Source organism: Pseudomonas sp. AG1028 (genome assembly GCF_007993955.1).
GTDB lineage: Bacteria > Pseudomonadota > Gammaproteobacteria > Pseudomonadales > Pseudomonadaceae > Aquipseudomonas > Aquipseudomonas straminea.
The window spans coordinates 1-21159 of the sequence record NZ_VIVP01000017.1 but is presented as its reverse complement, the minus strand read 5'-3'; the positions used below and the strand labels follow the sequence as shown (position 1 = coordinate 21159).

Here is a 21159-nt window from a genome sequence, read left to right as displayed (position 1 = left end):
GGTACTGGCTGATCGCCGCACTGCGCTTTTAAAACGTTGAAAGCCTTTCGCGCCAGCACGAAAAAGCCCCGCCGAAGCGGGGCTTTTATTGAGCCGTGGGGTGACAGTCAGGCGGTAGCGCGGTAGCTGCCATCGCGGCCACGACGGGCCCACATCATCTTGGCGGCAGTCGGGTTGATCGGCGCGCCGGTGAAGGTCGGCAAGCTGCGATCGATCCACTGGGCGCCCTGCCCCTTCCAGTTGATCTCGCCACTGATCAGCTTGCTGTCACGCTGAATCTCATGCAGCAGCGCCTGCACGCGGGTTTCACAGAACACGGTCTGGCGGTCGATGGCTTTGACGAAAGCCACTTCACCATCCTTGCGCAACGTCATCAGCAACATCCCGTCGGGGCGCTTCTTGAAATCGATGGCGTAGTCCGGGAGGCTTTCGATCAGATGCTGGATGGCGTATTGCATGGCTCTTACCCTCTGAGTGGTGTTCCTTGTACGAGGGATATTGCAGAGTGCATGCCAGCTATTAAGAAAAGCTAAGAGCCTGATTTAAAAGGACTATTTAGATTAAAAAAAGAAATGAACTTTGCATCCTGCACGATAACCAGATTCTGGTCGTGCAAGATGCAATGTCGAATGGGAGAAGGATTACTGTATAGATAGGTAAATGGCGCAGAAGTGCCCTGCCTCCCGACACAAGGTAATCCATGACTAAGCCCACCCTGATCATCATCGACATGCAACGCGGCATGCTCGAGCCGGCCGCCGGCGAGCGCAACAACCCCGAGGCTCCGGCACGCATCGCCGAACTGCTAAAGGCCTGGCGGCTGGCCGGCGCGCCGCTGGTGCATGTGCGGCATATCTCCAGATCACCAGACTCACCGTTCGCGCCTGGCCAGCCAGGCGTGGAATCTCAGCCCGCGCTACGGCCGCTGCCCCATGAACATGTGGTCGAGAAGAATGTGCCCGATGCCTTTATCAACTCCGGGCTGGAGCGCTGGCTGCGGGTGCGGGACATCCAGTCGCTGGTGATCGTTGGCGTCAGCACCAACAACTCCGTTGAAGCAACCGCACGTTCGGCAGGCAACCTGGGGTTCGCCACCCACGTGGTCGCCGATAGCTGCTTCACCTTCGCCAAGACCGACTACCACGGCGTGCGGCGCAGCGCCGACGAGGTGCATGCCATGGCCCTGGCCAATCTGCAGGATGAGTACGCGCAGGTAATAGAAAGCCAAGCAGCGCTAGCACTACTCAAGCAACTAATAAGAAAGGATTGAGGCAGCCATGAACGGCCGCCTCGGCATGAGGATCAGAAGCGTGGCTTGAGCGCCTTCCAGCTCGGATCGTACTTCTGCATCTGGGTCACGTCATTGCGCGAGCGGATGCCGCAGGTCAGGTACTGGTCGTTGAGCTTGGCCAGCTGGTCGTAATCCAGCTCGACGCCCAGACCCGGCGCGCGGGTCAGCGCCACGCAGCCGTCGACGATAGGCAGCTTGCCGCCCTTGATCACTTCCTCGTCCGGCTCCTGCCACGGATAGTGGGTATCGCAGGCGTAGGACAGGTTCGGCACCGCCGCCGCCACATGGGTCATGGCCATCAGACTGATGCCCAGGTGCGAGTTGGAGTGCATCGACACGCCCAGGCCGAAGGTGTCGCACATGCGCGCCAGGATCTGCGTGTCGCGCAGGCCGCCCCAGTAATGATGGTCGGCCAGCACGATCTGCACGCTGTTCAGCGCCACGCTGCGGCGGAACTCGTCGAAGTCGGTGACCACCATGTTGGTCGCCAGCGGGATTCCGGTGCGCTTGTGCACCTCGGCCATGCCTTCCAGGCCGGGGCACGGGTCTTCGTAGTATTCCAGGTCATCGCCCATCAGCTCGGCCATGCGCAGCGAGGTTTCCACCGACCAGTTGCCATTCGGGTCGATACGCAGCGGCGCCTCCGGGAAGGCCTGGCGCAGCGCCTTGATGCACGCCACTTCATGCTCCGGCCCAAGCAAGGTGCCGGCCTTGAGCTTGATGCTCTTGAAGCCGTTCTCTTCGATCATGGTGCGCGCCTGCGCAACGATCTGTTCGGGGCTGATGCCCTCGCCCCAGCGGTCCGGCTTGTAGGGCGAGCCCACGTGCTCGGCGTACTTGAGAAAAAGGTAGGCGCTGAACGGCACACGATCGCGCACCGCACCGCCAAGTAGATCCACCAGCGGCATGCCCAGGGAACGCGCCTGCAGATCGAGAAAGGCCACCTCGAAAGCCGAATAGGCATTGGCCACCTGCTTGCTCGGGTGCGAGCCCGGCGCCAGTTCGGCGCCCGCGGTGCCTGGCTTGAGCGTGGCCACGGTATTCACCACGCGAGCGCGCAGGCCGTTGAGGTCGAATGGGTCCAGGCCAACCAGCGACTCCTGCATGGCCTGCAGCACGCTGAGCACCGGCGCATCGCCGTAGCTTTCGCCCAGGCCGATGTAACCGTTGTCGCTTTCCACCTCGATGATCGAACGCAATGCGTAGGGCTCGTGGATGCCGCTGGCGTTGAGCAAAGGTGCGTCACGAAAGGCAATCGGCGTCACGCGTACCTGTTTGATCCTCATCATTCAAATTCCTTGTACTGGTAATAGCGGCGCTGGCCCGGCCAGCGCCCATGCATGTCAGGCCGGCGATACGGCCGGTTTGGGGCTCACGCCGTTGCCGCTGCCCTTGGCGCTTTTGCTGGTCTTGGTCATGAACACCAGGATGCCGGCGACCAGCGAGACCACGGCCAGGCCGATCAGCCCGCCTTCGATGGAGCCGGTATGCTCTTCCAGATAACCGAAGGTGGCCGGCGCCACGAAACCGCCCAGGCTGCCCACCGAGTTGATCAGGGCGATCACCGCCGCGGCGATACGCGCATCCAGATAAGCCTGGGGAATCGGCCAGAACAACGAGGAAGCCGCCTTGAAGCCGATCGCCGCGAAGCAGATGGCGATAAAGGAGAATACCGGCCCGCCGGTGGTGGACATGAACAGCCCGAACGCCGCGATCACGAACGCCGCCGAGGCCCAGGCCTGCTGCCATTTGTAGCGTGCTGCCAGGGCCGCGAAGGCGTACATGGCCAGCACCGAGATGATCCAGGGAATGGAGTTGAACAGGCCGACCTCGAAATCGCCCAGCCCGCCCATGGAGCGGATGATGCTCGGCAGCCAGAAGGTGCAGCCATAGATGGTCAGCGAGATCGAGAAGTAGAGGAAGCAGAACAGCATGATCTGCGGGTCACGCAAGAGCTTGAAGGCCGAGTGCTTGACCGTGCCGGTCTCGCCTGCGGCCAGTTGGCGCTGGCGCTGCTCTTCGTCGATGCACTCGCTCAGCGCCTGGCTTTCCTCGCGGCTCAGCCACTTGGCGTCCTTGGGCAGCGAGTCCAGCCAGAACCACACGAAGCCACACAGCACCACCGAGAACATGCCCTCGATGAAGAACATCCACTGCCAGCCCTTCATGCCCAAGCCGTCGATCTGCAGCAACGCACCCGAGAGCGGCCCGGAGATGATCGAGGCGATCGCCGAGCCACTCAGGAAGATGGCCATGGCCTTGCCGCGCTCGCCGGCCGGCAGCCACTTGGTGAAGTAATAAACCACGCCTGGGAAGAACCCGGCCTCGGCGACGCCGAGCAAGAAGCGCAGGATGTAGAACCAGGTTTCGTTGGGCACGAAGGCCATCGCGGTAGCGACGATGCCCCAGGTGAACATGATGCGGGTCAGCCACACCTTGGCGCCGTAGCGCTGCAGCAGCATGTTCGAGGGCACTTCGAACAGCGCGTAGCCGATGAAGAACAGGCCGGCGCCTAAGCCATAAACAGCGGCTCCGATACCCAGGTCGGTTTCCAGGTGACTGCGCACAAAGCCGATATTCACCCGGTCGATGTAGTTGACGATGAACATGACCACGAACAGCGGCAGCACGTGGCGTTTCACTTTCGAGACCGCGCGGGCGACAACCTGCGGGTCGGCTGAACCTTGGACGTTATTCAATTGGGGCGACTCCCGATCATTGTTTTTGTGGGATGCGCTGATCATGTACGCGGGTATTGATCCCGTCTAATCTATATTGGCATTCGATTGATACCTGGATTAGATCAATGTTCGAGCTCGCCCAACTACGCTGCTTTACCACCGTCGCCACCGAACTCAACTTTCGCCGCGCCGCCGAACGGTTGAACATGACCCAGCCGCCATTGAGCCGGCAGATCCAGCTGCTCGAACATAGCTTGGGCGTCGAGTTGTTCACCCGCAGCACGCGCAGCGTCGCGCTCACCGCCGCCGGCCGGGCGTTCTTCATCGAAGCGCAGAACCTGCTGGAGCGCGCCCATCAGGCCGCCGCCTCGGCACGGCGCTTCGCCGCCGGCGATGTCGGCTCGGTGAGCATCAGCTTCGTGGGCAGTGCGGTGTACGAGTTCTTACCCCGGGTGATCGCCGAAGCGCGCCTCAATCAGCCTCAGGTGAAGATTTCCCTGAGCGAGATGAACACCCACCAGCAACACGAAGCGCTGCGCACCCGGCGCATCGACCTGGGCATCGTGCGCCAGCCACTGCTGCAGGCCGGCTACGAAAATGAATGTCTGGTACGCGAACCCTTCGTGCTGGCCATCCCCCGGCAGCACCCGCTGGCCGCGGTCGGTCAGGTGAGCGTCGGGGATCTGGATGGCGCGCCCTTTCTGATGTACTCCCACGCCGCCTACCCACCTTTCAACGAGCTGCTGACCGGTATGTTTCGCTCGGCCGGTGTGGCCCCGGAATACGTGCAATGGCTGGGCTCGTCACTGACCATCCTGGCCCTGGTCAACGCCGGCATGGGCCTGGCCCTGGTACCGCGCTGCGCCACCAACGTGGTGTTCAAGGACGTGTGCTTTCGTGAGATTGATCTGGGCGAAGGTATCCAGAGCGAGCTGCACCTGACCTGGCGCAGCAACAACGACAACCCCGCCTGCCTGATGCTGCTCGAAGCGATCAGGGCAGCGGTGGCGGCGGAGATGCACTGAAGCTCGAGATTTGCTCAGTTGCAGTGGTCAGTGAAGCGTCCACTGGATGCGAAAGAGCAGCGACTGTGGAGTATGCGAAGAATGTGGGAGCACGCCATGCGCGCGAACTCCCATCAGCTGCCCCAGTTATCTGAACAGGCATACCGAGTCGCTGTAAATGCCTTTCGCGGGCATGGACTGGGCGTCCCCGCCCGCTCCCACAGAAAGAGATGGCGCAATTGCCAATTCGCCCCTGCAAAGCAAGGGCAAAGCGCAAGGTCTGAAAGCCTACCGACTCAAATCCACTGATCATTACGCTTACGACGCACGCGCAGCATGGTCGGCAGTATCAGGCCCAGCAGCAGGCCGGCGCCGGCGATGCTGCCGCCGTAGACCATATAGCGCATCAGCACCTGTTTCTGCTCGCTGCCCAGCTGGGCCTGGGCTTCGCGCAGTTCCGAGCGGGCCTGGTTGAGTTCGATATCTTGGGCGCTGCGGCTCGCTTCCAGTTCGTCGATCAGTTTCTTGCGCGAGTCGAGGGTCTCCTGCATGCCCTGCACGCGGGTTTCCCAGGTTTCGTTGATGTTCTTGAGCTCGGTGCTCAGTTCGGTGACCTTCTGCTCCAGCGCCGGCAGTCGCTCGGCCTGGCCGGGCACTTCCTGCAGGTCGCTGTTGGGAATCCACACCGCATCGCCGTTCTCGCCACGCACCTGGCTGAAGTCGCCCTGGGTGCGCAGCAGCTGCACGCGGGTACCGGAGCTCAGGGTGCCGACGATGCGGTAGCCCTCGGTCGGGCCACTGCGCACGTAGGTGTTCAGTTTGTCGCTGACCCAGCGCACGTTGTCGCTGGCTTGTTGGGCATGGGCGGGTGCTGCGATCAGCAGCAGGCCGGATAGAACACAGGTCCCCAGCGCGCGAACGGTCGGCAGGGAAAAGGATGCAGAAAAGGGGCGGGCTAGGGACATAAAAACCATCTTCACTCGGCGGTGGAACACAATGCGACGCAGCGCGCGAACGTCGGCCAGGCGAATTGTTGTAACCGGCGCGAAAGTGGCGCAACGCCATGCCTGCCACCGGTTTGGCCGACTGCTGAAAGACCGCAGCAGATCGGTCGGGTTCCTCAGCGCCCAGCAGATTGGCGGCGCACCAGCGGATGATCGGCGCGCCGCCTTCGTCCCTTACTTGCCGACGGCCAGCCCCTGTTCACCAGCCGCGCGCCGCCCGTGCCACAGCGCGAGCAGCAGCGCCAACGCCGGAAATGCCGCACCGGCCAGCGCCGCGCCCTGCCAGCCGTAGCTCTCGTAGATCGGGCTGGTGATGGCCGAGCCGCTGGCACCGCCAATAAAGATGCTGGTCATGTAAAGCGCGTTGAGACGCGCTCGGCTGTTCTGCTCCAGGGCATAGACCTCGCGCTGGCCAAGCACCATGTTCAGCTGCACGGCAAAATCCAGCAGCACAGCGCACAGCACCAGACCGATTACCCCGCCTAGCGGGCCAGCCAACGTCAGCGCGAAGGCCAGCGGCGCCAGCACGAGGGCTACCCGCGTGGCGCGGCGGGTGTGACCGGCATCGGCCAGGCGCCCGGCAATCGGTGCGGCAATAGCGCCGATGGCACCGACCAGGGCGAACAGCGCCACGTGCGTCTGGCTGAAGCCGTAATGGCGCACCAGCTCCACCGGCGCCACCGTCCAGAACAGGCTGAACGAGGCGAACATCAGGCCCTGGTACAGCGCGCGCTGACGCAAGGTGGCGTAACGGCGCAGCAGGCCGAATAGCGACAGCAGCAGATGGCCGTAATGACCGCGGTTATCCGGCGCATGACGGGGAATGGTGGTGGCGATCACCGCCACGATACCGAGCATCAGCGCCGCCGCCATGAAGTACACCGCGCGCCAGCCAAAATATTCGGCGATCAGGCTGGCCACCGGCCGCGCCAGCAGAATGCCCAGCAGCAGACCGGCCATGATGTTGCCCACCACCCTACCCCGGCTCGTCTCTGGCGCCAGGTGCGCGGCCAGGGGAATCAGCACCTGCACCGATACCGAGCTCAGGCCGATCAGCAGCGACAGCGCGAGAAACACGCCGGGCGTGCTCGAAAAGCCTGCCAGCAGCAGGCAGACCATCGCCGCCAGAGTGGTCAGCAGCATCAATCGGCGGCTTTCCAGCAGGTCGGCCAGGGGCACCAGAAACAGCAGGCCGACGGCGTAGCCGATCTGGGTCAGCGAGACGATCAGGCTGGCCTGATGCATGGACAGGCCGACCGCAGGCGCGATCAGCTCGATGATCGGTTGGGCGTAATAGAGGTTGGCGACGATGGCGCCGCAGCAGAAGGCGAACAGCAGCACCAGCGCCGGCGAAAGGCTGTGGGGCTGGCTGGAGGATGATGTGCTCATGATGACCTCGCGATGAGACGGCCCGGACCGGGCGCGGATCGCTCAAACAGATGAAGAATCAGTGGAGCCCGGGCGCTGCGCTTCGCGATTGCCCAGGGTTGATAAAAGGGTACGACGCCTGCCGCCTCGGCAGAATCCACCAGCGGCGCAACGCTGCGTTGCACCAGGTCGAACACTGCCACCGCTGCTCAACCTGCCAGCACCTCGCGCAGGAACTCGACGAAAGCAGCCACCCGCCGCGAGCCACGCTGATTGGGCAGATACAGCACGCTGATCGCGCCACTGGCCGAGCCCGGGCTGACAGCGTAGGACTCCAGCACGCGCAGCAGCCGGCCGCTGGCAACATCCTCGCGGACCAGCCAATCGGCCAGCAGCGCCACGCCCTGCCCAGCCAGCGCCGCCTCACGCAGCACGTCGGCGTTGTTGCTGTGCAGGCGACCGCGCACCGCCACCTGCTGTATCTCCCTGCTGGCGCTGAACTGCCAGCTTTGGCCGGCAGCGCCGTAATCGAAGCGCAGGCAGTCGTGCGCCAGCAGGTCCTGCGGCGCGCTGAGCGGCTCATGGCACGCCAGATACTCCGGGCTGGCCACCAGCCAGCGCTGGAACTGGCCGACACCGAGGCTGACCACATCGTCGCTTACCAGCGTGCTACCCAGGCGCACCGCGACATCCACCCGCTCGCCGAGCAGGTCGACCACCTCATCGCTCAGGCGCAGATTCAGCTCGAGCTGCGGATGCCGGTCGAGCAAGCGCCCGAGGCGCGGCGCGATGATCCGCCGTCCGAACTCCACCGGCACGCTGACATTCAGCCGGCCACGCGCCAGGCTGCCGCGATCGGCGATGGCCGCATCGGCTTCTTCAAGCGCCTCAAGAATCGCCACCGCTTTGGTGAAATACGCCTGCCCGGCCTCGGTCACGCTGACCTGCCGCGGGCTACGGTTGACCAGCACACTCTGCAGCTCGGTCTCCAGGCTGCTGACCAGCCGGGTCACCGACGAGGTCGCCACGCCAAGAGACCGCCCAGCCGCGGAAAACCCGCCACAGCGCACGGTTTCCACAAAGGCTTTCAAGGCCATCAGTTTATCCATACCTGCCTCCCCGCCTCGCTCGGCGGCAATTTGCTCGGGCATCGTCCGCCACGGTCACAAGGACTCGACGAGAAAATCGATCAGCGCCTGCAGCCGCGCGGTGCGTCGCTGACGGGCCGGCACCAGCAGATTGATCGGCGCACCGTCGAACGTCCAGTCCGCCAATACGCGCAACAAGCGCTGACCGGCGATGGCCTCGCTGACATCCCATTGCGAGCGCAATAGCAGACCTTGATCCTGCTCGGCCCACTGGCGGGCGACGCCACCATCATTGCTGAGCATCGCCGGCTCGATCCGCAGGGTGCGCAACGTGCTGCCCTTGCGCAGGTGCCAAAGCGTTACGTCATCGTCGTTTTCACGAATGCAGATGCAGCGATGCTGCGCCAACGCCTCGGGCTCCAGCGGAACGCCGTGCCGCTGGAGGTAGGCCGGGCTCGCACACAGCCAGCGCTGATTGTCAGCAAGCAGGCGAGCGGTCCAGGCCGAATCGTCGACATGGCCGATGTGGATGACTGCGTCACTATCGTGCCGGTCCGGCCACGGCGCCTCACGCAGATCCAGTTGCACCTGCACCTGCGGATGCAGCCGGGCGAAACGAGCCAGCACCGGTGCCACGCGTTTGCGGCCGTAGCCAAAGGGCGCGGCCAGACGCAGGGGGCCAGCCAACTGGGCGTCTGGCTGGCGGAAAGAATCGGGCAGCGCGTCGAGGCGTTCGAGCAGCGCCGCGCTTTCCCTGGCAAAGCGCTCGCCTTCCAGCGTCAGGCTCAGGCGCCGCGCGTCGCGATTGGCAAGGGCCACGCCCAGCCGAGCCTCGAGTTTGCGCAAACGCATCGATAGCGCCGGCGCCGAGACGTTGAGCGCACGAGCCGCGGCACTGAGTGAGTCAGCCTTGGCCAGGGTGGCCGCCAGGCGTAGATCCTCGATGGCGATCATTAATCAGCACTTAAGGAAAGATGACAGCTGATTTAACCACAGGCTTGGCTCATCGCCCTAAAGTGCCGTCACTACCCGCCCGGAGTTCATCATGATCACGCCTCCCGCAACGTTGCAGACGCCCGCCGCCCTTCTCGACGTGCCGCGCCTGGAACGCAATATCCAACGCATGCAGGCGCGCATGAACGCCCTCGGCGTGCGTCTGCGCCCCCATGTCAAAACCAGCAAGTGCCTGCCGGTGATCGCCGCGCAGATCGCTGCCGGCGCCACGGGCGTGACCGTTTCGACGCTCGGGGAAGCGCAGCGGTGCTTCGAGCACGGCATCGACGACATTCTCTATGCGGTCGTCATGGCCCCGGACAAGCTGCCTCAGGCCCTTGATCTGGCACGCCGTGGCTGCCGGCTCGGGCTGCTCACCGACAGCCTGCAGGGCGCCCAAGCCATCTCCCGCTTCGCCAGCGAACAGGGGCAAGCCTTCGACGTCTGGATCGAGATCGATTGCGACGGCCACCGTGCCGGCCTGCGCGCCGACGATCCAGCCCTGCTGGCAGTCGCCAGGGTGATTGCCCAGGGCCAGCTGTCGCTCGCTGGCGTACTGACCCATGCCGGCTCCAGCTATGCATTGAGTGATCCCCAAGCACTGGCGCAACTGGCCGAACAGGAGCGCCTGGCCTGCGTCACCGCCGCCGAGCGCCTGCGCGCCGCCGGGCTGCCCTGCCCCGAGGTCAGCGTCGGCTCCACCCCAACCGCCCTGTCGGCTCGCGAACTCGACGGCGTCACGGAAGTGCGCGCGGGCGTCTACGCCTTCTTCGACCTGGTGATGTACAACATCGGCGTCTGCCAGGCCGAGGAGCTGGCGCTGAGCGTCCTGACCCAGGTCATTGGCCACCAGCCGGACAAGGGCTGGATCATCGTCGACGCCGGTTGGATGGCCATGAGCCGCGATCGAGGCACTCAACATCAGCAACGCGACTTCGGCTATGGCCAGGTGTGCACGCAAGCGGGTCACTGGATCGACGGCATGCTGCTCAGCGCGGCCAATCAGGAGCACGGCATCGTCACTCTGCCAGGCTTGGCCGGCGCTGAGCTGGCCAGGCGATTTCCGCTGGGCACTCGCCTGCGCATCCTGCCCAACCATGCCTGCGCAACGGGCGCGCAGTTTCCCCATTACCAGGCGATCAACGCCTGCAGCGAAGCTCATCGGTGGAGTCGCTTGCATGGCTGGTAAGCTGATAACCCAGGTGCACAGCAACCAGGCGGCGCCTCCCGGAGGCCACTATGCCCAGGCCATCGGCCACGCCGGCCTGCTCTACGTATCAGGGCAACTGCCGGTTAGGGCCGACGGCAGGCACCAGCCCGAGCAGCCGTTCGTGGAACAGGCCCGGCGTGCCCTTGGCAACCTGCTGGCAATCCTCGATGAGGCCGGCTCCCGCCCCGAAGACCTGCTGAAAGTCACCGTATATCTGGTCGGAGTGGAGCACTGGCCGGCCTTCGACCAGCTGTACCGGCAACTGATCGGAAGCCATCGGCCGGCTCGCGCCGTGGTACCGGTAGCCGGTCTGCACCATGGTTACCTGGTGGAAATAGATGCCATCGCCCGCTGCGATACCACCTGAGCTAGCGCAAGGCGAGCTGCATGTGAGTGGTTTGCCAGACTGGATCGGCTTCGACATCCAGCACCTCGAAATCCTGCCGCTCCCAAAAACGGACGGCGCCCGGCAAAAAGGGATGGGTGTGCAGGTAGAGCACCTCCACCCCCTGGGTGATGGCATGCTCGCGCAACTCGCTGCACAGCCTGGCTGCCAGGCCGGAGCGCCTGAAAGCAGGCGCCACGAACAGCCGCACGATCTCCACCGTGCGCACGCCCCGGTAGTCGAGCTGGGCGAAGCGGTGGTCGTATGGCAAGTAGCCCACGGCCGCGACGATGTCGCCTGCGCAGCGTGCCAGCCAGAAAGCGCCCGCCTCGCCCTGCACGTAAGTCTCGGCAAAACGCTGCAGGTCGGTCGGTAGCACGCTGTTATCGAGCATTGGGAAGATCTCGGCGCGGGCTGCCATCACGAAGCCGATCGCTTCGTCGATGTCCGCTGTGCTGGCTCGGGCTATCTCTATGCGGGAAGTCGTCATCGTTGAACCTGAAGCGGCCAAACGCCTGCCTTGAAAGGCTGCGCAACATAGCGCGCGCTTCTAGCGCCGCACAAGCACACGCACATTGCAGGCAGCTGGGGCACCAATGGCCCGCCAGCTTGTCACTGCAAGCCTGGCGACGGGAATCGGCGCGACATTTGTCCTTGAGCCCCGCCGCCGTTCTCGTTATAAGTCCCGCTAATTTTCCAAGGCCCATCAGGCAGACCATGAGCCAAGCTGATCTCCTCGACCAAGACCCCGTGTTCCAGCTCAAAGGCAGCATGCTGGCCATCACCGTGATGGAGCTGGCGCACAACGACCTGGCCCGCCTCGATGCGCAACTCGCCGAGAAGGTCGCCCAGGCGCCCAACTTCTTCAGCAACACGCCGCTGGTCCTGGCCCTCGACAAACTGCCGCGCGAGGAAGGTGATCTCGATCTGGGCGAGCTCATGGCCTTGTGCCGCAAGCACGGCCTGCGCACCCTGGCCGTGCGCGCCAGCCGCGAGGAAGACATCGCCGCCGCCAATGCCCTGGACCTGCCGGTGCTGCCACCGTCCGGTGCCCGCGAGCGGGTCATCGACCCGGCGCCCAAGCCGGTCGAGCCGCCCAAGCCGGTGGAACCCGAGGTCAAGCCGACCCGCGTCATCACCACCCCGGTGCGCGGCGGCCAACAGATCTACGCCCAGGGCTGCGACCTGGTGGTGCTGGCCCCGGTGAGTGCCGGTGCGGAACTTCTCGCCGACGGCAACATCCATGTCTACGCGCCAATGCGTGGCCGGGCGCTGGCCGGCGTCAAGGGCAACCGGCAAGCACGGATCTTCTGCCAGCAGATGGGCGCCGAACTGCTCTCCATCGCCGGCCAGTACAAGGTTGCCGAAGACCTGCGCCGCGACCCGAACTGGGGCCGGGCCGTGCAAGTCAGCCTGATGGGCGACGTGTTGAACATCACCCGTCTTTAACGGATACTGCCCCGCACTTTTAACTGTCACACAGGGCCCTCGAACGCCTCTGGGCGGGCTGTCAAAACAATCATCGGTCGTCCCTGGCGAGCACCGCGCACGCCGCAGCCGAGCGATTCTTTCGACAGACCGCCAATCGCGGCAGGTTCCTGCTTTATATTCATTTTTAGGGTGAATCACCTTGGCCAAGATCCTCGTAGTCACTTCCGGCAAAGGTGGCGTCGGTAAAACCACCACCAGCGCTGCCATCGGTACCGGTCTCGCCTTGCGCGGCCACAAGACCGTCATCGTCGACTTCGACGTCGGCCTGCGTAACCTCGACCTGATCATGGGCTGCGAACGCCGCGTGGTGTACGACTTCGTCAACGTCGTCAACGGCGAAGCCACCCTCACCCAGGCCCTGATCAAGGACAAGCGTCTCGAGAACCTCTACGTGCTGGCCGCCAGCCAGACCCGTGACAAGGATGCCCTGACCCAGGAAGGCGTCGAGAAGGTCATCGCCGAGCTGTCGCAGAACTTCGAATACGTGGTCTGCGACTCGCCGGCCGGTATCGAGAAAGGCGCCCACCTGGCCATGTACTTCGCCGACGAAGCCATCGTGGTCACCAACCCGGAAGTTTCATCGGTACGTGACTCGGACCGCATGCTGGGCCTCTTGGCCAGCAAGTCGCGCCGCGCCGAACAAGGCGGCGAGCCGATCAAGGAACACCTGTTGCTGACCCGCTACAACCCTGAGCGCGTCACCAAGGGCGAAATGCTCGGCGTGGAAGACGTTGAGGAAATCCTCGCCATCCGCCTGCTCGGCGTGATCCCCGAATCCCAGGCAGTGCTCAAGGCTTCCAACCAGGGCGTGCCGGTGATCCTCGATGACCAGAGCGATGCCGGCCAGGCGTACAGCGACGCCGTGGATCGCCTGCTCGGCAAGGAAGTGGCGCACCGCTTCCTCGATGTTAAGAAGCAGGGCTTCCTGCAACGCCTATTCGGAGGTCGCGAATGAATATTTTCGACTTCTTGCGTTCGCGCAAGAAGGAAACCACAGCCTCCATCGCCAAAGAGCGCCTACAGATCATCGTTGCCCACGAACGTGGCCAGCGCACCCAGCCCGACTACCTGCCTGCCCTGCAGCAGGAGCTGGTCGAGGTGATCCGCAAGTACGTCGCCATCGATTCGGATCAGGTGCAGGTCGCCCTGGAAAACCAGGGCAGCTGCTCGATTCTGGAATTGAACATCACCCTGCCGGATCGTTAAACGAACCGGCAACGAAGCCTGAACGAGATGGCGGCCCTGGTGGCCGCCATTTTGCTGTCACAAGCCTGCCTGTGGGAGCGGATTTATCCGCGAGTTCTTATAGGCCAAGCGCATCGCGGATGAATCCGCTCCCACAGAATCTGTACACGCCTATGCCGCTCAGCCAAATCGAAATCGTCCACCAGGATGCCGCCCTGCTGGTGATCAACAAGCCCACCCTGCTGCTCTCAGTGCCCGGCCGCGCCGAGGACAACAAGGATTGCCTGGTCACGCGCCTGCAGGAAAACGGCTACCCTGAGGCGCGCATCGTGCACCGCCTGGACTGGGAAACCTCGGGGCTAATCGTGCTGGCTCGCGATGCCGACAGCCACCGCGAGCTGTCGCGCCAGTTTCACGACCGCGAAACCGAGAAGGCCTACACTGCACTGTGCTGGGGCTCACCCGAAGGCGATAGCGGCAGCATCGATCTGCCGCTGCGCTACGACCCGCCGACCAAGCCACGTCATGTGGTCTGCCACGAACACGGCAAACATGCCCTGACCTTCTGGCGCGTGCTGGAACGCCACGCCGAACACGCCCGCGTCGAGCTGACACCGATCACCGGCCGCTCCCACCAGCTGCGCGTGCACATGCTGTCCATCGGCCACCCACTGCTCGGCGATGGCCTGTATGCCCACGAACGAGCCCTGGCCGCCTACCCGCGCCTGTGCCTGCACGCCAGCATGCTCACCCTCACCCACCCGCAAAGTGGCGAGCGCCTGCGCTTCGAGTGCCCGGCACCGTTTTGATCAACATCGCGCTCTCCGGCTGCTGCATGCTCGGCTAAGCAGTTGGTAGCCGGGCCACCGCGGTGAAATGTGGAAGCGGACGGGGACGCCCATCCCATGCCGCGAAAGATCACGGGCATGGCCCGTTCCCACAGAAGAAATGATTGCGCCCTCGACAACGCGCTACGAGCGACCAACGGTCACGCCGGAGCACTTAAATAGAGCACATAAGTCGTGATGGCACATTGACCAAAAAGTTCAGTAAATAACCCCATATCTTGTGTTTATGCGAACCTGCGAAACCACCCGGCAAAAGCCCTAAAAAAATCTGCCTGCGACATAAATGCCCAGCCTCGCGCGAGCCCCAGCAACCATGGGCATTTGCGCCACTTACCCCGGCATAACCCACAGATTTATCCACAACCCAAAGGGCTTGCCTTGCTGCCCACACCGCACTATCTTGTATCCCCAGTTCGCCAGACCCCTATATGTTGGGTTTCTGGCCAAAATGGACCCAAGCACAAATGTGCTGATGAAGTCCATGGCCCAAGCCCTTTTTTGCCAGGGTGGCGGCAACTCGGATACAGCGGCAGCGAACGAGCCGATCGTTCGTGCCACACGCAATACCAGAGGCTGCGCCCACACTACATCTAGTGGCTGCTTGCAGCAGGAAGCACCAGTTAACGCCAGGGATGAAGCGTTCCGGCAATCGAACAGTACCGACCGTCGCTGAGCCGCACGCCAGCCGGTCCATCACCGCCTTTTTGCAACACCCTGCTGCCCGCCTCGTGCAGGCGCAGGCTTTGTCGATTGGAATGAAAGCCAGGTACCACGTCGATCAGCGACGGAATGCTACAACCCGAAAATTTCATTGATCATGGAGACCTTCATGCACACCGACACCACTCGTGAGAACCCTCAGGCCAATGTGCCTCAGGGCGACGCCCCTCAGGATCTGGCCGCTACCGCTCCGGGCCAACTGCGTGTGATCAAGCGTAACGGCACCGTGGTGCCTTACACCGGTGACAAGATCACCGTGGCCATCACCAAGGCGTTTCTCGCAGTGGAAGGTGGCAACGCCGCCGCTTCGTCGCGCATCCATGACACCGTCGCGCGCCTGACCGAGCAGGTCACCGCGACCTTCAAGCGCCGCATGCCGTCCGGCGGCACCATCCACATCGAAGAGATCCAGGACCAGGTCGAACTGGCCCTGATGCGCGCTGGCGAGCAGAAAGTTGCCCGCGACTACGTGATCTACCGCGAAGCCCAGGCCAACAAGCGCAAGAACGCCGACGCCGGCAGCGCCATTGCCGAGCCGCACCCGAGCATCCGCGTCACCCTCGCCGACGGCAGCCTCGAGCCGCTGGACATGGGCCGCCTGAACACCATCATTTCCGAAGCCTGCGAAGGCCTGCTGGAAGTCGACGGCGCGCTGATCCAGAAAGAAACCCTGAAGAACCTGTACGACGGCGTGAACCAGAAGGACGTCAACACCGCCTTGGTGATGACCGCCCGTACCCTGGTCGAGCGTGAGCCGAACTACAGCTACGTCACCGCCCGCCTGCTGATGGACAACATCCGCGCCGAGGCCCTGGGCTTCCTGGGCATCGCCACCAGCGCCACTCACCACGAGATGGCCGAGCTGTACGCCAAGGCCCTGCCGGCCTACGTCGAAGCCGGTGCGAAGTTCGAGCTGCTCGACCCGAAACTCAAGGAATACGACCTGGAGAAGCTGGGCAAGGCGCTGAACCACGAGCGCGACCAGCAGTTCACCTACCTGGGCCTGCAAACCCTGTTCGACCGCTACTTCATCCACAAGGATGGCGTGCGCTTCGAGCTGCCCCAGGTGTTCTTCATGCGCGTAGCCATGGGCCTGGCCATCGAAGAGCCGAAGAACCGTGAAGAGCGCGCCATCGAGTTCTACAACCTGCTCTCCTCGTTCGACTACATGGCGTCGACCCCGACCCTGTTCAACGCCGGCACCCTGCGCCCGCAGCTGTCGTCGTGCTACCTGACCACCGTGCCGGACGACCTGTCGGGCATCTACGGCGCCATCCACGACAACGCCATGCTGAGCAAATTCGCCGGCGGCCTGGGCAACGACTGGACGCCGGTGCGCGCGCTGGGCTCCTACATCAAGGGTACCAACGGCAAATCCCAGGGCGTCGTGCCGTTCCTCAAAGTGGTCAACGACACCGCCGTGGCGGTCAACCAGGGCGGCAAGCGCAAGGGCGCCGTGTGCGCCTACCTGGAAACCTGGCACATGGACATCGAGGAATTCCTCGAGCTGCGCAAGAACACCGGTGACGACCGTCGTCGTACCCACGACATGAACACCGCCAACTGGATTCCGGACCTGTTCATGAAGCGCGTCTTCGAAGACGGCAAGTGGACCCTGTTCAGCCCGAGCGAAACGCCGGACCTGCACGACCTGACCGGCAAGGCCTTCGAAGAGCGCTACGAGTACTACGAAGCCCTGATCGAGTACGGCAAGATCAAGCTGTACAAGACCATCCAGGCCAAGGACCTGTGGCGCAAGATGCTCTCGATGCTGTTCGAGACCGGCCACCCGTGGCTGACCTTCAAGGACCCATGCAACCTGCGCAGCCCGCAACAGCACGTGGGCGTGGTGCACAGCTCCAACCTGTGCACCGAGATCACCCTGAACACCAACAAGGACGAGATCGCGGTCTGCAACCTGGGCTCGATCAACATGGTCAACCACATCGTCGACGGCAAGCTGGACACCGCCAAGCTCGGCCGCACCGTGAAGACCGCCGTGCGCATGCTCGACAACGTCATCGACATCAACTACTACAGCGTGCCGCAGGCCCGTAACTCCAACCTCAAGCACCGTCCGGTCGGCCTCGGTCTGATGGGCTTCCAGGACGCCCTGTACCTGCAGCACATCGCCTACGGCTCCGACGCCGCGGTGGAGTTCGCCGACCGCTCCATGGAAGCGATCAGCTACTACGCCATCCAGGCTTCCTGTGACCTGGCCGACGAGCGCGGCGCCTACGAAACCTTCAACGGTTCGCTGTGGAGCAAGGGCATCCTGCCGCTGGACTCCCAGCAGATCCTCATCGAAGCCCGTGGCGCCAAGTACATCGACGTCAACCTGGACGAAACCCTGGACTGGGCGCCGATCCGTGAGCGCGTCAAGAAAGGCATTCGTAACTCGAACATCATGGCCATTGCGCCGACCGCGACCATCTCCAACATCATTGGCGTGTCGCAGTCCATCGAGCCGACGTACCAGAACCTCTACGTGAAGTCGAACCTCTCCGGCGAATTCACCGTGATCAACCCCTACCTGGTTCGCGACCTCAAGAACCGCGGCCTGTGGGACCCGGTCATGGTCAACGACCTGAAGTACTACGACGGCTCCGTGCAGCAGATCGAGCGCATCCCGCAAGACCTGAAAGACCTGTACGCCACCGCCTTCGAAGTCGACACCAAGTGGATCGTCGATGCTGCCAGCCGTCGCCAGAAGTGGATCGACCAGGCGCAATCGCTGAACCTGTACATCGCTGGCGCTTCGGGCAAGAAGCTCGACGTGACCTACCGCATGGCCTGGTACCGTGGTCTGAAAACCACCTACTACCTCCGTGCCCTGGCCGCCACCAGCACCGAGAAGTCCACCATCAACACCGGCAAGCTCAACGCCGTGTCCAGTGGTGGCGACCAAGGCCTCAGCGCCGCCCCGGCTGCCGCACCGACCACCCAGGCCTCCCCTGGCCCGGCTCCGGTTCCGAAGGCGTGCGCCATCGACGAGCCGGACTGCGAAGCCTGCCAATGATGGTCTAGCCGGCTGCAGCCACTGCAGCCGGCACCGATAACCCAAGAGCCGGGGTACAACCCCGGCCTCTGATAATCAGCCGTAGCGCTCTGCGTGCATCGCAAGCTACCGACCGATTAGCCACAATCCACACAGGCCGGTCCTTCGCCGGCCTCTCAAGCAGGAGCCCCACCATGCTGAGCTGGGATGAATTCGACAAGGAAGACGGCGCCGAAGCCGCCTCCCCCGCCAAGAACAACGCTGCACAGGCCGGCGCCGACATGAGCCTGGAAAAACTCAACCAGGTCGGCGGCAACGCCGCCCTCGAAGCCCGCGCCGTCGACGCCAGCGACTCCGCCGCCGTAGCCCGCGCCAAGCAAGCTCTCAACGACCTCGACATCCAGGAAGGCCTGGACGAGCTCGAAGGCAGCTCCGCGCGCGTGGAAGTCGGCGACAAGCAGATGATCAACGCCCGCGCCGACCTCAACCAGCTCGTCCCCTTCAAGTACGACTGGGCCTGGCAGAAGTATCTGGATGGTTGTGCCAACCACTGGATGCCCCAGGAAGTGAACATGACCGCGGACATCGCCCTGTGGAAGTCCGCCGACGGCCTGACCGAAGACGAGCGCCGCATCGTCAAGCGCAACCTGGGCTTCTTCTCCACCGCCGACAGCCTGGTTGCCAACAACCTGGTACTGGCCGTATACCGCCTGATCACCAACCCCGAGTGCCGCCAGTACATCCTGCGCCAGGCCTTCGAGGAAGCGATCCACACCCACGCCTACCAGTACTGCATCGAATCGCTGGGCATGGATGAAGGCGAAATCTTCAACATGTACCACGAGATCCCGAGCGTCGCGAAGAAAGCCTCCTGGGGCCTGAAGTACACCCGCTCGATCTCCGATCCCAAGTTCGAAACCGGCACCCCGGAAACCGACCGCCAGTTCCTCAAGAACCTGATCGCCTACTACTGCGTACTCGAAGGCATCTTCTTCTACTGTGGCTTCACCCAGATCCTCTCCATGGGCCGCCGCAACAAGATGACCGGCACCGCCGAGCAGTTCCAGTACATCCTGCGCGACGAGTCCATGCACCTGAACTTCGGCATCGACATGATCAACCAGATCAAGATCGAGAACCCGAGCCTGTGGGACGCCACCATGAAGGACGAGGCGACCCAGATGATCCTGCAGGGCGCCCAGCTGGAAATCGAATACGCACGCGACACCATGCCCCGCGGCGTACTGGGCATGAACGCCGCGATGATGGAGGACTACCTCAAATTCATCGCCAACCGCCGCCTGACCCAGATCGGCCTGAAGGAAGAATACCCGGGCACCACCAACCCATTCCCGTGGATGAGCGAGATCATGGACCTCAAGAAGGAGAAGAACTTCTTCGAAACCCGTGTGATCGAGTATCAGACTGGTGGGGCGTTGAGCTGGGATTGATGTCAGTTTGAAATCACGCTAGATTCACCCAACACCTGCCATGGATGCTGGGGTTGAAGCTTCGATAAAGAGCCCCGCCTAGTGCGGGGCTTTTTTATAGCTCAAACATTCAGGAGGCATGAATGCTAATCAGTCGCTATATGACTAGTGTAAAAAATCTAGGCCTTATCTTTCAGAAAATAATAGAAGGCGCTGCGCCGGCTAAATTCACAATATCCCACCTTAAAGGTCTAGGGTTCACAAGTAGTAATGACGTTGGAGTGCTAGCGCTCTTAAAAGATCTGAGATTTTTAACTGATGATGGAATACCAACCCCCAGATACCACGCATATCGCGATCGGACTCAATCTGGAAAAATCTTAGCAGAAGCTATACGCGAAGCATATAGCGATCTCTTTTTAATCAATGAAAGTCTGTCCGAGAAAGATAGAGTTGCCATTGAAGGCAAGTTCAAGCAAGTCCATAACGTCACAGATCGGGTTGCATCGGAGCAAGCAAAAACTTTCTTTGCCCTTCTAAGACTAGCAGATATGACCTCGCCAGCAGCACCCAGCAGTTCACTGGCCACAGACCCTACTCCGCCCCCAACTCAACCTGATACAAAACCAAATAGTCCAGAGAGCAATCACCGAATCAGCCTAGGTGGGCTTCGTTACAACATAGAAATTCATCTTCCTGCGACAAAAGACATTGAAGTCTTCAACGCAATATTTAAATCTCTTAGAGAGCACCTACTTGAACACTAACAAGAAAGACTTAAGAGATTGGATGTTTAGAGGCTTAATGTTTGAGGCAGACGCCGAAAACTTTCGTCGCGCGGGATTAAGGGTTGGAGCAGACCAAAGGGAAGTAGAACAATCACTTTTTCAGGAAGCGCTATCACCATTTAGTGTAGACCTGCGAAATCACGCACTCACTATGTCTCGCGTTTACGCGCTCCTGTATTGTTTCGAGAACTCTGTAAGAAATCTTATTGACGACCGACTAACAGAGCGCCACGGGGCAAACTGGTGGAACTCCAAAGTTCCTAATAAAATAAAAAACTTTGCAGACGGACGAATAAAAAATGCGGAGGCCAATTCGTGGTTGGAAGGCCAAAGCAAAGACCCTATGGAGTTTGTGCAATTCGGCCATCTCTCTGACATCATCACAGAGAACTGGGCGGACTTTTCCGATCTAATCCCGAGCCATCACTGGCTGAAACAACGCATGGACGAACTTGAAAGCGCGAGAAACTTCATAGCACACAATAGAATCTTGCTTCCAAATGAGCTCCAGCGAATCGAAATGTATGTAAACGACTGGAATAGACAAGTAGGACTGTAGTGAAAAGGGCGAGAAAGGGGACACCCATTAGCCGGCCCTGCGTCAAGACTCAAAGCCACCCGCTCTGCTTTTTAAGAGCAGAGTTTTCCAGCGTCGAACCTGATGGGTTGATCCGG

The 21159-nt window shown here is 62.2% G+C and carries 20 protein-coding genes; 12 read left to right on the top strand and 8 right to left on the bottom strand.

Annotation, left to right across the window (positions count from 1 at the left end; genetic code table 11):
- Window positions 1–107: 107 nt before the first annotated feature.
- A complete protein-coding gene (locus FB481_RS22630; protein WP_027904981.1) occupies window positions 108–458 on the bottom strand; it encodes a DUF3509 domain-containing protein in 351 nt (116 codons plus the stop codon).
- Between the two features lie 242 nt (window positions 459–700).
- Between FB481_RS22630 and FB481_RS22625 the strand changes: the two genes are divergently transcribed.
- Window positions 701–1270: a cysteine hydrolase family protein gene (locus FB481_RS22625; protein WP_147177992.1), complete on the top strand. Its 570-nt coding sequence runs from the start codon at window positions 701–703 to the stop codon at window positions 1268–1270.
- Window positions 1271–1302: 32 nt separating this feature from the next.
- Here FB481_RS22625 and FB481_RS22620 read toward each other — a convergent pair whose 3' ends face one another.
- Window positions 1303–2577, bottom strand: coding sequence for a glucarate dehydratase family protein (locus FB481_RS22620; RefSeq protein WP_147178025.1), 1275 nt, complete (start codon window positions 2575–2577; stop codon window positions 1303–1305).
- Between the two features lie 57 nt (window positions 2578–2634).
- Entirely contained in the window at window positions 2635–3990 is a 1356-nt protein-coding gene (locus FB481_RS22615) for an MFS transporter (RefSeq protein ID WP_147177990.1), read from the bottom strand.
- A 107-nt stretch (window positions 3991–4097) separates the two neighbouring features.
- Between FB481_RS22615 and FB481_RS22610 the strand changes: the two genes are divergently transcribed.
- A complete protein-coding gene (locus tag FB481_RS22610) occupies window positions 4098–4997 on the top strand; it encodes a LysR substrate-binding domain-containing protein (RefSeq protein WP_147177988.1) in 900 nt (299 codons plus the stop codon).
- A 275-nt stretch (window positions 4998–5272) separates the two neighbouring features.
- On the opposite strand, the gene FB481_RS22605 is transcribed toward FB481_RS22610, so the two are convergent.
- The 4 genes from FB481_RS22605 to FB481_RS22590 all read right to left on the bottom strand — a co-directional run bounded on the left by FB481_RS22605 (window position 5273) and on the right by FB481_RS22590 (window position 9390).
- Entirely contained in the window at window positions 5273–5941 is a 669-nt protein-coding gene (locus FB481_RS22605) for a TIGR04211 family SH3 domain-containing protein (protein WP_093503215.1), read from the bottom strand.
- 213 nt (window positions 5942–6154) lie between these two features.
- Entirely contained in the window at window positions 6155–7369 is a 1215-nt protein-coding gene (locus FB481_RS22600; RefSeq protein WP_147177986.1) for an MFS transporter, read from the bottom strand.
- A gap of 188 nt (window positions 7370–7557) precedes the next feature.
- Window positions 7558–8457, bottom strand: coding sequence for a LysR family transcriptional regulator (locus FB481_RS22595; RefSeq protein ID WP_147177984.1), 900 nt, complete (start codon window positions 8455–8457; stop codon window positions 7558–7560).
- A 54-nt stretch (window positions 8458–8511) separates the two neighbouring features.
- Window positions 8512–9390 (bottom strand): LysR family transcriptional regulator, encoded by an 879-nt coding sequence (locus FB481_RS22590; RefSeq protein WP_147177982.1) that lies wholly within the window; start codon window positions 9388–9390, stop codon window positions 8512–8514.
- A 91-nt stretch (window positions 9391–9481) separates the two neighbouring features.
- Here FB481_RS22590 and FB481_RS22585 point away from each other — a divergent pair, with 91 nt between their 5' ends.
- Both FB481_RS22585 and FB481_RS22580 read left to right on the top strand, forming a co-directional pair.
- Window positions 9482–10618, top strand: coding sequence for a DSD1 family PLP-dependent enzyme (locus tag FB481_RS22585; RefSeq protein WP_147177980.1), 1137 nt, complete (start codon window positions 9482–9484; stop codon window positions 10616–10618).
- A complete protein-coding gene (locus FB481_RS22580; RefSeq protein ID WP_147177978.1) occupies window positions 10608–11006 on the top strand; it encodes a RidA family protein in 399 nt (132 codons plus the stop codon). Before FB481_RS22585 ends, FB481_RS22580 begins: the two co-directional genes overlap by 11 nt.
- A 1-nt stretch (window position 11007) precedes the next feature.
- On the opposite strand, the gene FB481_RS22575 is transcribed toward FB481_RS22580, so the two are convergent.
- Window positions 11008–11514, bottom strand: coding sequence for a GNAT family N-acetyltransferase (locus FB481_RS22575; protein WP_147177976.1), 507 nt, complete (start codon window positions 11512–11514; stop codon window positions 11008–11010).
- A 227-nt stretch (window positions 11515–11741) separates the two neighbouring features.
- Here FB481_RS22575 and minC point away from each other — a divergent pair, with 227 nt between their 5' ends.
- From minC to FB481_RS22535, 8 genes are all read left to right on the top strand, one after another.
- Window positions 11742–12473 carry a septum site-determining protein MinC gene (gene minC / locus FB481_RS22570; RefSeq protein ID WP_147177973.1) on the top strand — a complete coding sequence of 244 codons (732 nt, stop codon included), beginning with the start codon at window positions 11742–11744 and terminating at the stop codon, window positions 12471–12473.
- Between the two features lie 181 nt (window positions 12474–12654).
- Window positions 12655–13470, top strand: a complete 816-nt coding sequence (gene minD / locus FB481_RS22565) for a septum site-determining protein MinD (protein ID WP_013790889.1) — start codon at window positions 12655–12657, stop codon at window positions 13468–13470.
- Complete coding sequence (gene minE, locus FB481_RS22560; protein WP_013790888.1) at window positions 13467–13721, top strand: cell division topological specificity factor MinE; 255 nt, start codon at window positions 13467–13469, stop codon at window positions 13719–13721. Before minD ends, minE begins: the two co-directional genes overlap by 4 nt.
- Window positions 13722–13873: 152 nt before the next feature.
- Window positions 13874–14509, top strand: a complete 636-nt coding sequence (locus FB481_RS22555; RefSeq protein ID WP_147178023.1) for an RluA family pseudouridine synthase — start codon at window positions 13874–13876, stop codon at window positions 14507–14509.
- 868 nt (window positions 14510–15377) lie between these two features.
- Window positions 15378–18287, top strand: coding sequence for a ribonucleoside-diphosphate reductase subunit alpha (locus tag FB481_RS22550; RefSeq protein ID WP_147177971.1), 2910 nt, complete (start codon window positions 15378–15380; stop codon window positions 18285–18287).
- Between the two features lie 173 nt (window positions 18288–18460).
- A complete protein-coding gene (locus FB481_RS22545) occupies window positions 18461–19717 on the top strand; it encodes a ribonucleotide-diphosphate reductase subunit beta (protein ID WP_147177969.1) in 1257 nt (418 codons plus the stop codon).
- A gap of 122 nt (window positions 19718–19839) precedes the next feature.
- Window positions 19840–20463, top strand: a complete 624-nt coding sequence (locus FB481_RS22540) for a DUF5343 domain-containing protein (protein ID WP_147177966.1) — start codon at window positions 19840–19842, stop codon at window positions 20461–20463.
- Window positions 20453–21043, top strand: coding sequence for a Swt1 family HEPN domain-containing protein (locus FB481_RS22535; RefSeq protein ID WP_218571914.1), 591 nt, complete (start codon window positions 20453–20455; stop codon window positions 21041–21043). The genes FB481_RS22540 and FB481_RS22535 overlap by 11 nt, the downstream gene beginning before the upstream one ends.
- Window positions 21044–21159 lie beyond the last annotated feature (116 nt).